Below are 13735 nucleotides of genomic sequence, written 5' to 3' on the forward strand. Positions count from 1 at the left end.
CGCCATCTCTGACGGAGGTGGCGGTTTTTTTTAATTTAAACTGAGCCAATTGAAAGTGAATGATCAGCATATATCACACTTTCAATCTACGCTCAGCCTAGTGAAACAGATAGTGAGGAAAATATGCAACGCTATCCAATGACGCCAGAAGGCAAAGCTGCACTGGAAAAAGAATTACAACATCTCAAATCTATAGAGCGCCCACGTATTACGCAAGCGATCGCAGAGGCACGTGAACACGGTGATCTTAAGGAAAACGCTGAGTATCATGCTGCCCGTGAACAACAAGGCTTCTGTGAAGGTCGTATTCAAGATATCGAAGGTAAACTTGGCGCTTCACAAGTGATTGATGTCAAAGACTTAGAGCAAAATGGTCGTGTGGTCTTTGGTGTGACTGTCACCATTGAAAACTTAGATACCGAAGAACAAAAGACTTATAAAATCGTGGGTGATGACGAAGCAGATTTTAAGCAAAATAAAATCTCAGTAAACTCACCGATCGCACGTGGTCTACTTAGTAAAAATGAAGGTGACGAAGCCAAAATCACTACACCACAAGGTGAAGTAGAATACGAAGTGGTTAAGGTTGAATATTTATAAGCACTTACGATTACGCTTAGCGCTTTGGCAAAGTGCATGTAAACAGTCTGTAAAAACATCAGGCCCGTTTTAATCTAAAGCGGGCTTTTTCATTTTTGAGAAAATGGCATCATAACCCGTTTGGTCTTCTCAACTGTTGTACTGGTTTTCGGTTGAAATGCATCCCAAGTATATGCTGAATAATTGAATGTCCATTGATAATACGCTTTACCGACATCCTGAATATTCAAACGAAGGATCTGCCAAGTTTCATCGTGACAATGTGGTGAGTTTTTATAATCAGCTTCTGAGAAACATGCCCTAATCATCGAATAGTCATAAAAAGGCATGTCTTGGATCGCTACTTGATATTTCCCTTGTGCTTGCAACATGATGAAATCTGCAACTTGCTCCCCTGCACCACCACCAGAATAGCCTGTCGACCAATTGTTCAGTATGGCTATGGCATTATTTTGGCGATTGACAGGATAGAATGCGGGAAAGATTGTCATACCGCTATGAGCAAACTCATCTGAAGGTTCACGATTATGATGTTGATAATTTTTAAAATCCCAATGATTTAATGCCTTATATGTCGTTCCGACGTGTTGTAATTGCACAATCTGCGGGCGTGCATCGATGAGGTAATATTGCTGCGTTGAGCCATTTTTGACTTGCCATAATCCCCCATCATCCTGTTTCATACACGATATTTTTGCTTGCTGGCAAATCTGCTGTATTTGTGCATCCGTTTTTTTGATCTCAATCATCGGCAATGCGGTGATTTTGGCTTGTACGTGCACCCCAGACATCAACAATAATAACGACACCACACTGCCAATCTTTGTATCCATTATATTCATCGTCGTCATCCTTATTTTAATGTGTTTTAAATTTTTACTTTAAAATTCCTTTTTAGCAAGCCTCATCCTTAGATTAGCGTCGTCGTAATCCACGCCCTCGACCACGTGCCATACCACCACCCAAAGCATTGAGCACCGCAAGTTTATTCAGACTCCCAGAAGCGTGGGCATGACATATCGCAGCCGCTAAGGCATCGGCAGCATCGGCTTGCGGTTTTACAGACAGATTGAGTAATTTCATCACCATCATCTGTACTTGTTCTTTATCTGCCGCACCATAGCCAACTACAGATTGCTTGATTTGTCGTGCGGTATATTCTGCGACTTTCAGATCAAGATTGACCAGTGCCGCGATGGCTGCGCCTCGTGCCTGACCGAGCTTTAATGCTGAGTCGGGATTTTGTGCCATAAAGACTTGTTCAACCGCAGCTTCTGTCGGCTGATGAAAACGCACAATCCGATCCACCCCTGCAAAAATCCGTTTCAATCGTTCAGGAATCTCTTGGCTTTCGGTACGAATCGTCCCTGCATCTACAAAACGCAATTTTGCCCCGTCTTTTTCAATGATGCCATAGCCTGTAAGCCGTGAGCCGGGGTCAATACCGATGATTATTGTCATTTTGCCCTTTAAATTTTCAAAATCGTCACTATTGTTACATAAATTGTTGAAAAAAACCTATGCGGTCGTGCTGAGCACTTGATCATAGGTTAAATTGAATACATTGTTTTTCGTTTTAAATTTTGAATGAGGTTGCAAAGCAACAAAATGGGTCTGATTTTATTAGTATTGATTGCCATCGTGACTGAGATCGTGACGTGGATCGTGGTCGGTGATTTGGTCGGTAGCGGTTGGTACGTATTCTTTTGGTTTATCTTCGCTGCCATGATTGGCTTTACGATATTGCGTAGCAGTGTTGCGCATATCATGCCACAGATGCAACAAATGCAAATGTCGGGACAAATGGGAAATGATCCAAATATTGGCAAATATTTACCTCGTGCGATTGCAGGCTTACTGCTTGCTATTCCTGGTTTGTGGTCAGATTTAATAGCATTCTTGATGTTGATTCCTGCGGTGCAAACCATGTTTAGAAACTCAGCCATGAAAGCAATGCAAAAACGCCAACAAGCCATGATGGAAAAAATGATGGGTGGTATGTCTGGCAGTGCCAATGATCCAAACAATCCTTTTGCCGATATGATGCGTCAAATGCAAGAGATGCAACGTCAGCAGATGGGTGGTCGTGGTGCGAGTAACGACTCAAGCATTATTGATGGTGAGGCACGTGAAGTTCAGCCTGAACAAAAGCGCATCGATCACAAAGAGAATGACTAAAATTGCAACAATCAAGGATTGAATTGATATTTTAATGAGTAAAATCCTTGACCTAAAGTAGATTAGTCCATACAATCGCTTGCACATTCTCCCATAGCTCAGTCGGTAGAGCGACGGACTGTTAATCCGCAGGTCCCTGGTTCGAGCCCAGGTGGGAGAGCCAAAATTTGTAAAGTTTTAGCAATAAGCTCTACAATGAAAAAGCCTAGATGAATCATCTAGGCTTTTTTGTATTCAGCTTCATCAAACTTTAAGAAGCTGGCATAGTCGCTTCGATAAAGTCCATGATTTGCTCATTACGCTGAATAATCGCTTGTGTATGTCCTGCACCCTCAACGAGATCCAATTGCACTTGTGGTGTTGTTCCAAGCTGATTCATACCATTAACTAAAGCTTGAGTTACTTGATATGGGACAGCTGCATCCAATGTACCTTGCACAACATAGATAGGCTTATCAAGTTTCACTGTACCAGGCTGTGAACTTGCTAAAAATTCTGCAATCGTTTCGTTTTCTAAGAAATCGTCAGTTAATGCAGGATAGTCTATCACTTTTGCAGAAGGATTCTGCACAAGATAAGTTTGAATATCCGTATAATAATTAGCGATCATATCATCCAAACACAATCCATTATCACCATTTGTGCCTTGAGCACTCAATGCTACGTTATAGGCCTGTGAATGAAATATCTCATTATAATTAAAACTTGGCATATACGCTTTGATGCCTACACCAACATACGCAGCATAAGACAGTAACTCTGAATAAACTCGAATTGCATAGTTTTTATTTTGCATTTCTATCCCACTAATCGCCTGTGGAGCAACCTCAGTGATGATATAACCCAAGCTAGAAGCAGGTGCTGTGGCAACTGCACCTTTATAGTTTTCATCATCATTGGCAAATTGTGCTACGCCCAGTGAGGCATGTCCACCTTGAGATTGACCAATCGACATCCAATCTCCTTGTAAATCTGCACCATACTTTTCTTTAAATGCGTTCACAGCGTAGATCGCTGAATTGGCTTCACTTTCTAGATTCAAATAAGGGTGAATACCTTGATCACCTAAGCCTTCATAATCTGGTGCAACAATCACATAACCTCGTTCCAATAGATTGTTCGCAGTGACTAGGAAATTTTCATTCATCGCCATTTTACTTGGTGCACATCTATCGCCTACACCCGTTGTACCATGTGTCCACACTACCACACGCCAGCCATCACTTGGTTTTTCTGTTTTTGGATAAATCACCATAGCTGATGATGGATGAATTTCGCCATTGCTATATGGCATATTGTAGCTCATGACATCGACTTTACTTGCTTCTTCTGGAATAGCGTCTGCGCTATAGCTCGTTTCAGAAACATAACCACTCTCTTCTTGACTTGGCCCACCACTACTCTTGTTGTCATCATTATTACATGCCGCTAGCGTGATTGCTGTTGCTAACACCGTCATTCCTGCAAATGCTTTAAGCCCCTGTTTTTTAGATATTTTCATTGACGTACTCCTTACATCATTGGATTGATCTCTATTTTATTTAGGCATAAAAAAAGTACCGTGTCTACGATACTTTCAGCGAAATTTAATTATTTTGTTATCTTTACAGCGTCAATATCATTTTCTATTCCAACTCACATGGATAATCCCAAAATGATGCCTAACCAAATCACTAACCCAACCCACCGATTATGCCGAAATGCCCAGAAGCACATCACAGGATCGCAATCTTTAGTTTTCATGCCTTGGTAGATAAAATCAAAGGCAACGATAAGAAGCGCCAAACCTGCCCACGGTAATAATTGCTCACGCCAAAATGCTAATCCAATCAATAACAAACTCATGACTTGTAGCAATCCAATGATCTGCAAATCATATTTCCCAAACAAGATCGCTGTGGATTTCACGCCAATTTTTAGATCATATTCACGATCGGTAATGGCGTACTGAGTATCGTATGCCACCGTCCAAGCAAGATTGCCAAAATATAACAGCCAACACGTTAGATCAGGTGTCTGCCCGACTGCGCTATATGCCATTGGAATCGACCATGAAAATGCCGCACCCAAAAATACCTGTGGCAAATGGGTATAGCGCTTCATAAATGGATAAATAAAGGCGAGAATTAATGCGCCAAATGACCAATAAAACGTTTCAACAGGTAAGAAAAATAATAGACAGGCACTCGCCAAAACAAGGACTAGAAACACCCAAATCGCTTCGATCGGCTGAATAATGCCTGATGCCAGTGGACGAGTTTTGGTACGCTCAACATGACCATCAACTTTACGATCGGCAAAATCATTAATTGCACAGCCTGCTGCACGCATAAAGATCACACCCAAAATCATCGGAATCAAAATACCGAGTGATGGCATACCTTTCGCTGCAATCCAAAGTGCCCACATGGTCGGCCAAAAGACTAGCTCTGTACCGATCGGCTTATCAAACCGACACAAGTAATAATAGGCTTGGAAACGCTCTTGCCAAGTCGTGGCAACGTGAGTTTGCATAGGCACTGTCCGAATTTATTTTTGAATGAACTGTTCAAAACTTGTTAAGAAAGTTTCTTGTACAATAAATTGACAACCATGCCAAGTATAGCAACTTTGCCGTGTCCAACCCTCATCTAATTTTAGAATCCGACGCTGACATAATGGCGTAGTACGTTGAAACAATAAACGTCCAATTGGCTGACGTCCGATATGTTTAAAAATTCGAGCTTGTTTATTTAGGCTCAAAATCGGAAAAATACTTTTTGCTTTTACCCACGGTGTGACATCACTGCCATACAAATCACTTTCACGCACCCACGCAATATGCTGTGCAGGCATATTGAGCCACATTGCATCAATCTGTGAAAGCCGTTGGTAATGTTCATTTATCGGAATGACGTGGAATTGCCCATTGGACAACTTAATCAATTGTTGTGTAAGTGAGCCGTCTGCGACTAACCATTGCTTGAGCCCTGTTGGTAATTGTAATTGTTGTATCTCTCGCAGTTGGTAAAAACGCATGAATCCGCACCCTAAAAATCAGCGTTTAGTGTAAACCAAAATCGTTGATTGCATAGCGTCCGAGGTGATGATTTTATTCAATTTTGCGATATAAAAATGTAAGCTCGCCAAATTAATTGATGAGCTTATATTGATTAGACGACTTCTACTTTTCCAACATCTTGCGAATTTTCTGTAAGCTCTTTCTTTTTCCAGAGATGTGCATACTTTTTCAACAATGATTTTTTCGCTTTTGGATAGACGTTTACTTTCTCGATATCGCCACCATAATTCGCAATCACACGCTCATCCATCAGCTTAAACCATAATTTTGGAATCATCACAGGTAAGAACAAACTCGCATAACCCATTGGCAATTGTGGTACATCTTCATAATGACGTAGCGATTGGAAACTGCGGGTTGGATAGGCATGATGATCTGAATGGCGTTGTAGCTGATACAGTAAGACATTGCTAAATTTACTATTATTATTCCAACTATGTTCAGGCATGGTGCGTACATAACGACCGTTGCCCAAATCTTCACGCTTCAAACCATAATGTTCCATATAATTCACCGCTTCGAACAGCGTAATACCCTGCAACGCCTGCGCAATCTGCGTTGGCAAAATACGTGTACCAAACATTTTTAAAGTCAACGCATGATAAGCCGCACTCATCCCCCAACCTTGTAATAGCTCATTGTCCAATGACCAGAATTTTTTGCCTTTACGTTCTAGGCGACGAGTTTCAATCTCAATCGCAGATTTAAAGCTACCGATGACAGTGCGAGGCCAAAATTGCCAAAAAGTTTCTCCCATTTGCGAAGACGCAGGATCTTCAGGTGTCGCAACACGGCGATGATGTCCATACGGATGTTCAATACGGAAATGGTTATAACCTGTCGGCGCAAGTGCAAGATGCGACAGATAATGCTCAAGCTTACCAGGTTTATGGCTCAGCTCATGTGCCGTGTTAATTGCGACGCCATTGACCACACCGAGCATATGACCAATGCCAATTTGATCAACGAGTGGCGTAGATTTTTTACTCGCAAGGTACAAGCCATAAATATTGGCAGCATATTGAAATGGGATGAATAATTTCACCACTCGTGCATAGTACGGATCGTCTTCTAAATCTGCGATCGCTTGCTCAGGCGGGTTGTCAGGATCGACACCCATCATTTTATCAATACTTGGAATGATCACATGCAAGACGAGAGGACCTGCAAAAGCAAATAATTTTTTCGTCGATTTCGGTCCAAACTGATAACCGAGCAATACGGTATTGGCAATATTGGGTACAACGATACCAAGCATCCAAAGACGACGCTTTTTGTCCACATACGGCTTGGCTTGCGATAAAACTTCAAGATCAACTGACTGATTCATTATTGTTGCTCCTTCACCGTCACGGTGTATTTCATGACTTTATTATGCAGAGCTGATCATTTTTTAAGTATTCATATTAAGACAGTAGATAATCATAATAAGACAAGCGATTTAAATGTATGCTAAAAAGAGCAAATACAAAGGAGTTTGAGAAATAACGTATGGATCGAAATATCCCAATTTTTCCTGCACGCTATTATTTAAAAGTCATTGAACTACTACAACAGCGTGGCATTGCTGTGGCGGAAATCCTTGTAGAATCAGGCTTACCGATAGAAAGAATTCTACAAGATGAAGATGCCAAACTGTCTATTTCTCAAATTGAACGCTTTGTCGAACTGTGTTTGAAGTATCCACAAAATGCCGATTTGGCTTTTGAACTTGGCTCAACCCTCAAGCTCAGCTCGCACAGCCTTGTCGGTTATGTGGCAATGACCAGTGAAACTGCACGTCAAGCAATTGAGCTGATTGCACAATATTTCAAACTGATTATTCCCAATTTTCAGCTCAAGATCAGAGAAACTGAAACGCAAGTCTTTTTGAGTTTTGAACCGTCAATGCCGATGAGTACGCTGAATGTGAATTTTCATATTGAAGCGATTGCCATAGCCTTTTATCACAATCTCATTGAGTTACTTGGGCGCAACCATCCACCCTACCATGTCTATCTGTCCATCGCACAACCACGTCATCTGCAAAAATATCATCAACTCGATCGGGTCACTTTCCATTTTCAGCATTTGATTCAGACTGGGATTCAGTTTGTTTTGCCGATTACTACTTTAGATATTCGCTTGCCGATGGCAGATATTTATAGTTTAAAAGTCGTTGAGCAACGCTGCCAAGAGCTGATGAAACAACTTTCTGATAGTGATGAAATGGAAGCGTGGATTAGGATGATGTTGCAAGAAGCCTATCACATCCCAACCCTTGCTGAATGCTCAAAACTACTGAATCTATCGACCAAAACCGTACAGCGCTATCTGAAAAAACACGGACAAGATTTTCATAGCATGCGCATGCAGATCATCATAGAACGTGCTAAAACCGCTTTAATTGATACAGATAAAAGCGTCACTGAAATCGCCGATGAACTAGGCTATTCCACCTCGGCGAACTTTATTCGAGCCTTTAAAACAGAAATGCAAATGACACCAACGCAATATCGAGAACAGACCATTGCTCAAGCCCAATAAAAAAGCTTCCTTACTAGGAAGCTTTTTATTTGAAACTAAAATATTTACTTACACAATCACATTTAAAGTCACGTCAATATTGCCACGTGTTGCATTTGAGTATGGACATACGATATGTGCGGCATCAACCAATTTTTGTGCTTCTGCTTGATCCATACCTTCAAGATGAATATTCAATGTCGCTTCAATCCCAAAACCATTTGGAATAGGACCAATACCAACCTCACCATCAATATACGCATCTTTAGTAAGTGCAATCTTGTCACGCCCTGCGACGAACTTCATCGCACCCAAGAAACACGCTGAATAACCTGCCGCAAATAGTTGCTCTGGATTGGTCACTACACCACCTGCACCGCCCATCTCTTTTGGCACACCAAGCTGTGCATCTAACGCACCATCGTCAGAACGTACACGACCATCACGACCACCTGTTGCTTTTGCTTTCGCTGTATACACTACTTTTTCTAAAGCCATGAGAATAACTCCTTAATAATATCGCTCACAAATGTATCGTACACGATATATTTAATAATTCAAGCTTGAAATTTCACTTGAGTGTTAAACAATGTAACGCCTTATGAATTGCTGGTCTGTTGTTTATTGTTTCGCTTATTTTTGATTGAGCTGATCTCTTAGATCATTCAAAGATTGTTTAAGCTCAATCAATTGCTCCAAATCACACTCAGTTGCGCACATCACCGCTTCGGGAATTTTCTCTGCGTGTTGTTGCAATGCTTTGCCCTGCTCGGTGAGATGAATCAATACTTGACGCTCATCTTGGTTTGAACGGCGACGTTGTAAAAGATGCTGTGCTTCAAGTCGCTTAAGCAATGGTGTCAATGTGGAAGATTCTAAAAAAAGTTTTTTACCAATCTCGGAAACAGTGAGCTGATCTTTTTCCCATAAAACGAGCATCACTAAATACTGCGGATAAGTAATATTCAGTGGTGCAAGCAGTTCTCTGTAACGTTGATTCAGTGCGAGATTTGCCGAATACAAGGCAAAGCACAACTGATTATCTAGTTTAAGTAATTCATTCACAAAAAATACCACGCCATGTTCATTGATAAGCACATCATTACATCGCCTATTATAAAGCGTTTACACAAATAAATCGCACACAATTTAATCTTACCTATGGATAGCTTTGTCTTGGCATAAAAAAAGCCCGCACATGGCGAGCTTCTTTTATTACAGATAATGTATTACAAGCTGTAGTACATATCAAACTCAACTGGGTGAGTTGTCGTGTTCAAACGACGAACATCTTCAGTTTTCAATTCGATATACGCATCAAGCATTTCTTTAGTGAATACGCCGCCTTTCAACAAGTATTCGTGATCTGCTTGAAGTGCTTCAAGAGCCATATCTAGGCTATGCGCAACTGTAGGGATTTTCGCTTCTTCTTCAGGAGGAAGATCATACAAGTTTTTATCAGCAGCTTCACCTGGATGGATTTTGTTTTGAATACCGTCAAGACCAGCCATCAACAATGCCGCAAAACCTAAGTATGGGTTCATCATTGGATCTGGGAAACGTGCTTCAATACGCTTGCCTTTCGGGCTAGAAACGTAAGGAATACGGATTGATGCAGAACGGTTACGTGCTGAGTAAGCCAACATAATCGGTGCTTCGTAGTGTGGTACCAAACGCTTATACGAATTCGTTGATGGATTCGTGATTGCATTCAATGAACGAGCGTGCTTGATCACACCACCGATGAAGAACAACGCCATTTCTGAAAGACCTGCGTATTCATCACCTGCAAACAAGTTCTTGCCATCTTTAGAGATCGACATGTGAACGTGCATACCCGAACCGTTGTCACCTACAAGTGGCTTCGGCATGAAAGTCGCAGTTTTAGCAAACTGGTGCGCGACGTTATGTACAGCATATTTGAACTGTTGTACTTCGTCCGCTTTACGAACCATAGTGTTAAAGCTTACACCGATTTCCATTTGGCATGATGCAACTTCGTGGTGATGTACTTCTACACGACCTGGACCCATGATGTCTTCGATTTTCGCACACATTTCTGCACGCATATCTTGACCAGAATCTACTGGTGGTACTGGGAAGTAACCGCCTTTCACACGTGGACGGTGACCAGAGTTACCTGCGTCGTATTCATTGCCTGTAGACCAAGCAGCTTCTTCCGCAGAAATCGTGTGACGTGCGCCAGACATGTCGATGTCCCATTTCACGTCATCAAACACGAAGAATTCTGGCTCTGGACCAAAGAATGCTGTATCACCGATACCTGTAGATTTCAAATATTCTTCTGCACGGCGTGCGATAGAACGTGGATCACGCTCATAACCTTGACCAGTCGATGGCTCGATCACGTCACAAGTCACAACAACTGTTGCTTCTGCGAAGAATGGATCGAGGAATGCAGTTTCTGCATCAGGACGTAAAATCATGTCAGACGCCTCGATACCTTTCCAACCTGCGATTGAAGAACCATCGAACATTTTACCGTCTTCGAAAGAGTCTTCGTCGATTGTATCAGCAGGGTAAGTAACGTGTTGTTCTTTACCTTTGGTATCTGTGAAACGGAAGTCTACCCACTTCGCGCCACTTTCTTTGATTAGATCAAGTACTTTATTTGACATGTGCATTACGCTCCAGTTGAATTTGTCCGCACCTGTTCGGTGCTTTTCCAGTTGGCAGTTTATTAACTTGATTTACCTTAAAGCAAATCCCATACCAACTTTTAATCCTTTATCTAAAACATTGATATTCTTAGAACTCAGACGCTTTTAGAACTTTGAACTTGCCCATATTATACTGAGCAAATTTGAAAATGCACTATTTAGAAACATCTAATTAAACAATTCACTTTTGATTCAAAAAGATGCACCATTTTAATGCTGATGTATTTTTCAATACACATATTGCATCAAAATGGCGCACTATTTTTTGTCTAGATTTTTATCCAGCAAGTTGTTGATGAATACTTTGGCTAATGATCTCAGCGGTCGCCATTGAAAGCGTCCAGCCCAAATGACCATGTCCTGTATTATAAAAAACACGAGGGTGTCTGCCCTGTTCAACACGCGGCATCAGATTCGGTGTCATTGGACGTAATCCACTCCACGGCACACTATTACAGGCATTGAGGTGGAAGTTTGTGCGCACCCATTGCAGTAGTGGGAAAATACGATCCGCACGAATATCACGGTTGTAACCATTAAACTCTGCTGTACCTGCAACACGGAAGCGATTTTCACCCAAGCGACTGGTCACAATTTTGGCACTTTCATCGAGCAAGCTCACCCACGGTGCATTTTCTTTATTCGGTTCTGCTTCAAGATTGACCGTGATCGAATAGCCTTTTACAGGATAAATATTCACTCGATCACCAAGTTTCTCAGCCAGTTGATAACTATTCACACCACCACAGATCAGCACGGCATCGGCTTCAATCGTGTGTGCTTCAAACTGCTCCAATGATTCTTCACTCGGTTGAATCATTAATGTCACGCCACCGTCTTGAAGAGTAGAGCCTTTGAGCTTGACATCGGTCACGTCTGTACCGACTTTAAACGTCACACCTAACTTCTCAGCAGCTTGAGCTAAGCCATTGGTAAATTTATGAATATCACCCGTTGCATCATCTGGTGTGTAAAAACCACCGACATATTCGCCTTTCAATGCAGGTTCGATTTGTTTAATTTCTTCAGGACTAACTGCATAACGATCTAAACCACCTTTGCACAGTAGCTCATTGACTTTCTTTGCGGTTTGAAAATCTGCATCATTATGGAAAAAGTGCAAAATGCCTTTCTTTTCTAAATCAAAATCAATGCCCTCTTGCTCTGCCACATCGAATAGGCGATAGCGTGCATCGAGTGCTAACTTTACCGTTTGAATGGTATTGGCTTCATAGTCTTTGATATGCGATACGAATTGATACAGCCAACTGTATTTGTGCATAGAAAATGATGGATTGAGCAACAATGGTGCATCAGCTTTACCAAGCCACTTGATACCTTTACGGATGGTTGCTACTTGATTCCATACTTCGGCATTACATGCGGAAAGCTGTCCACCATTGGCAAACGACGTTTCCATTGCAGGTTTGAGATGACGTTCGATGACGGTCACTTGATGACCGAGTTTGGCGAGTGCATAAGCAGAGGTCACCCCTGTAATGCCTCCACCGATGATACAAATTTTTGACATGGCTCCCCCATACCTATTTGATATAGTCGAAGAAGTTCATTCTGATACAAGGCAACCGAGTGAAGATGTATAAATAATACTTCGAGCGAGGTTAACGCTGTAACAGGATTTAAGTTCTCTGACTATAGGTTATGCGTTCGCCTCATCTGTCATTTGTACCTGAGAGTTTCGATTCGCTTTATTTTCCTAACACACTCAAAAACATAAGAAAAATAAAACCAACCATCCCCTTCGGTGAGTATTTTTAAACACATTGATCAATATATGAAAAAACAAATACTTTGAAAAATATGTTTAAGCTACTTCTCTCCAGATTGTGAGTAATCATCACGGTCCTTTTGCCTGAGAGTTTCCGAGGCTGTTGCTCCTTCGGCGTGCACTGATATACAACTTAAATATGGTTTAGAAATTTCTAAAAAACTTCCTAAAATATCCATGTTGCATTGCACTCTCCCGCAATGATCATTTCCGCTTACTTTAACTGATTTTCATCTAAAACAGTGCATAAAATATGCCACGAGTTTCGTTTTACAACTTAACCATCTAAATATTAATCATAAAAAAAACAGAATCTTTAATTCCGCTTTTTCATCCACACTAAACCCAACTCTAAAAAATTGAATCAAAATACCTCAGGCACAGCACTCAAAAATTCTTGACGTGCTTGTTGATTGTCTTTCATCTCACCCAAATACGATACGGTACGTGTGGTGGAATGCTGTTTACCCACACCACGCATCACCATACACATATGCGCAGAGTCGATCATCACCGCAACACCACGTGCACCTGTTGCTTCTTGAATGGCTTCGGCAATTTGCTTGGTGAGATTTTCTTGAATCTGTAAACGTCGAGCAAACATTTCTGTAATTCGAGCAAATTTCGACAAACCCAATACCTGACCTTCAGGTAAATAGGCAATATGCACACGCCCATAAAATGGCAATAAGTGATGCTCGCAGAGTGAGTAAAATTCGATATTTTTTACCAAGACCATCTCACGGTTATCCGCAGGGAATACCGCATTATTGACCACTTCTTCGAGCTTTTGTTGATAACCTGATGTCAAAAATGAGAATGCTTTTGCCGCACGCATCGGCGTATCTTGAAGTCCTGGACGTGCCAAATCTTCACCAATTTCCGTTAAAATTTTTGCGTAATATTGTTGCATACTCATGG

At 41.4% G+C, this 13735-nt stretch carries 14 protein-coding genes, 1 tRNA gene and 1 riboswitch; of the genes, 4 read left to right on the plus strand and 11 right to left on the minus strand.

From position 1 onward, the window contains the following. Window positions 1–123 precede the first annotated feature (123 nt). On the plus strand, window positions 124–600 hold the full coding sequence (gene greA / locus MKI79_RS03125) for a transcription elongation factor GreA (protein ID WP_241570615.1): 477 nt from the start codon (window positions 124–126) through the stop codon (window positions 598–600). Window positions 601–689: 89 nt separating this feature from the next. Here greA and MKI79_RS03130 read toward each other — a convergent pair whose 3' ends face one another. Together MKI79_RS03130 and ruvC are read right to left on the minus strand one after the other, a co-directional pair. Continuing rightward, the gene (locus MKI79_RS03130) at window positions 690–1442 is read right to left on the minus strand and encodes a hypothetical protein (protein ID WP_241570616.1); all 753 of its coding nucleotides are present in this window, start codon (window positions 1440–1442) and stop codon (window positions 690–692) included. Window positions 1443–1515: 73 nt separating this feature from the next. Further along, window positions 1516–2061, minus strand: coding sequence for a crossover junction endodeoxyribonuclease RuvC (gene ruvC, locus MKI79_RS03135; RefSeq protein ID WP_241570617.1), 546 nt, complete (start codon window positions 2059–2061; stop codon window positions 1516–1518). A gap of 147 nt (window positions 2062–2208) precedes the next feature. Here ruvC and MKI79_RS03140 point away from each other — a divergent pair, with 147 nt between their 5' ends. Together MKI79_RS03140 and MKI79_RS03145 are read left to right on the plus strand one after the other, a co-directional pair. Beyond that, window positions 2209–2778 carry an FxsA family protein gene (locus MKI79_RS03140; protein WP_241570618.1) on the plus strand — a complete coding sequence of 190 codons (570 nt, stop codon included), beginning with the start codon at window positions 2209–2211 and terminating at the stop codon, window positions 2776–2778. An 87-nt stretch (window positions 2779–2865) separates the two neighbouring features. Next, a tRNA-Asn gene (locus MKI79_RS03145) sits at window positions 2866–2941 on the plus strand. Window positions 2942–3028: 87 nt separating this feature from the next. Here the strand turns inward: MKI79_RS03145 and MKI79_RS03150 are convergent. The 4 genes from MKI79_RS03150 to MKI79_RS03165 form a co-directional block, all read right to left on the minus strand. Beyond that, window positions 3029–4279: an alpha/beta hydrolase family protein gene (locus MKI79_RS03150; RefSeq protein ID WP_241570619.1), complete on the minus strand. Its 1251-nt coding sequence runs from the start codon at window positions 4277–4279 to the stop codon at window positions 3029–3031. A 134-nt stretch (window positions 4280–4413) separates the two neighbouring features. Next, a complete protein-coding gene (gene ubiA / locus MKI79_RS03155; RefSeq protein WP_241570620.1) occupies window positions 4414–5292 on the minus strand; it encodes a 4-hydroxybenzoate octaprenyltransferase in 879 nt (292 codons plus the stop codon). Between the two features lie 15 nt (window positions 5293–5307). Then, a complete protein-coding gene (locus tag MKI79_RS03160) occupies window positions 5308–5796 on the minus strand; it encodes a chorismate--pyruvate lyase family protein (RefSeq protein ID WP_241570621.1) in 489 nt (162 codons plus the stop codon). Between the two features lie 134 nt (window positions 5797–5930). Next, entirely contained in the window at window positions 5931–7169 is a 1239-nt protein-coding gene (locus MKI79_RS03165; RefSeq protein WP_241570622.1) for an alkane 1-monooxygenase, read from the minus strand. A gap of 161 nt (window positions 7170–7330) precedes the next feature. Between MKI79_RS03165 and MKI79_RS03170 the strand changes: the two genes are divergently transcribed. After that, on the plus strand, window positions 7331–8365 hold the full coding sequence (locus MKI79_RS03170; protein ID WP_241570623.1) for a helix-turn-helix domain-containing protein: 1035 nt from the start codon (window positions 7331–7333) through the stop codon (window positions 8363–8365). A gap of 48 nt (window positions 8366–8413) precedes the next feature. Here the strand turns inward: MKI79_RS03170 and MKI79_RS03175 are convergent, their stop codons facing one another. The 5 genes from MKI79_RS03175 to folE all read right to left on the minus strand — a co-directional run bounded on the left by MKI79_RS03175 (window position 8414) and on the right by folE (window position 13727). After that, window positions 8414–8842, minus strand: a complete 429-nt coding sequence (locus MKI79_RS03175; RefSeq protein WP_241570624.1) for an organic hydroperoxide resistance protein — start codon at window positions 8840–8842, stop codon at window positions 8414–8416. 135 nt (window positions 8843–8977) lie between these two features. After that, on the minus strand, window positions 8978–9409 hold the full coding sequence (locus tag MKI79_RS03180; protein WP_241570764.1) for a MarR family winged helix-turn-helix transcriptional regulator: 432 nt from the start codon (window positions 9407–9409) through the stop codon (window positions 8978–8980). 164 nt (window positions 9410–9573) lie between these two features. Further along, a complete protein-coding gene (gene glnA / locus MKI79_RS03185; protein WP_241570625.1) occupies window positions 9574–10989 on the minus strand; it encodes a type I glutamate--ammonia ligase in 1416 nt (471 codons plus the stop codon). Between the two features lie 313 nt (window positions 10990–11302). Next, window positions 11303–12556, minus strand: a complete 1254-nt coding sequence (locus MKI79_RS03190; RefSeq protein ID WP_241570626.1) for a D-amino acid dehydrogenase — start codon at window positions 12554–12556, stop codon at window positions 11303–11305. A 320-nt stretch (window positions 12557–12876) separates the two neighbouring features. After that, window positions 12877–13022, minus strand: a riboswitch (glycine riboswitch). 156 nt (window positions 13023–13178) lie between these two features. Then, a complete protein-coding gene (gene folE / locus MKI79_RS03195) occupies window positions 13179–13727 on the minus strand; it encodes a GTP cyclohydrolase I FolE (RefSeq protein ID WP_241570765.1) in 549 nt (182 codons plus the stop codon). Window positions 13728–13735 lie beyond the last annotated feature (8 nt).

Source organism: Acinetobacter sedimenti (assembly GCF_022601685.1).
Taxonomy (GTDB): domain Bacteria; phylum Pseudomonadota; class Gammaproteobacteria; order Pseudomonadales; family Moraxellaceae; genus Acinetobacter; species Acinetobacter sedimenti.

Excerpts from the sequence above, each read along its gene's own strand:
- greA (WP_241570615.1), top strand. The coding sequence starts at position 124 with ATGCAACGCTATCCAATGACGCCAGAAGGCAAAGCTGCACTGGAAAAA.
- MKI79_RS03130 (WP_241570616.1), bottom strand. The coding sequence starts at position 1,442 with ATGAATATAATGGATACAAAGATTGGCAGTGTGGTGTCGTTATTATTG.
- ruvC (WP_241570617.1), bottom strand. The coding sequence starts at position 2,061 with ATGACAATAATCATCGGTATTGACCCCGGCTCACGGCTTACAGGCTAT.
- MKI79_RS03140 (WP_241570618.1), top strand. The coding sequence starts at position 2,209 with ATGGGTCTGATTTTATTAGTATTGATTGCCATCGTGACTGAGATCGTG.
- MKI79_RS03150 (WP_241570619.1), bottom strand. The coding sequence starts at position 4,279 with ATGAAAATATCTAAAAAACAGGGGCTTAAAGCATTTGCAGGAATGACG.
- ubiA (WP_241570620.1), bottom strand. The coding sequence starts at position 5,292 with ATGCAAACTCACGTTGCCACGACTTGGCAAGAGCGTTTCCAAGCCTAT.
- MKI79_RS03160 (WP_241570621.1), bottom strand. The coding sequence starts at position 5,796 with ATGCGTTTTTACCAACTGCGAGAGATACAACAATTACAATTACCAACA.
- MKI79_RS03165 (WP_241570622.1), bottom strand. The coding sequence starts at position 7,169 with ATGAATCAGTCAGTTGATCTTGAAGTTTTATCGCAAGCCAAGCCGTAT.
- MKI79_RS03170 (WP_241570623.1), top strand. The coding sequence starts at position 7,331 with ATGGATCGAAATATCCCAATTTTTCCTGCACGCTATTATTTAAAAGTC.
- MKI79_RS03175 (WP_241570624.1), bottom strand. The coding sequence starts at position 8,842 with ATGGCTTTAGAAAAAGTAGTGTATACAGCGAAAGCAAAAGCAACAGGT.
- glnA (WP_241570625.1), bottom strand. The coding sequence starts at position 10,989 with ATGCACATGTCAAATAAAGTACTTGATCTAATCAAAGAAAGTGGCGCG.
- MKI79_RS03190 (WP_241570626.1), bottom strand. The coding sequence starts at position 12,556 with ATGTCAAAAATTTGTATCATCGGTGGAGGCATTACAGGGGTGACCTCT.
- folE (WP_241570765.1), bottom strand. The coding sequence starts at position 13,727 with ATGCAACAATATTACGCAAAAATTTTAACGGAAATTGGTGAAGATTTG.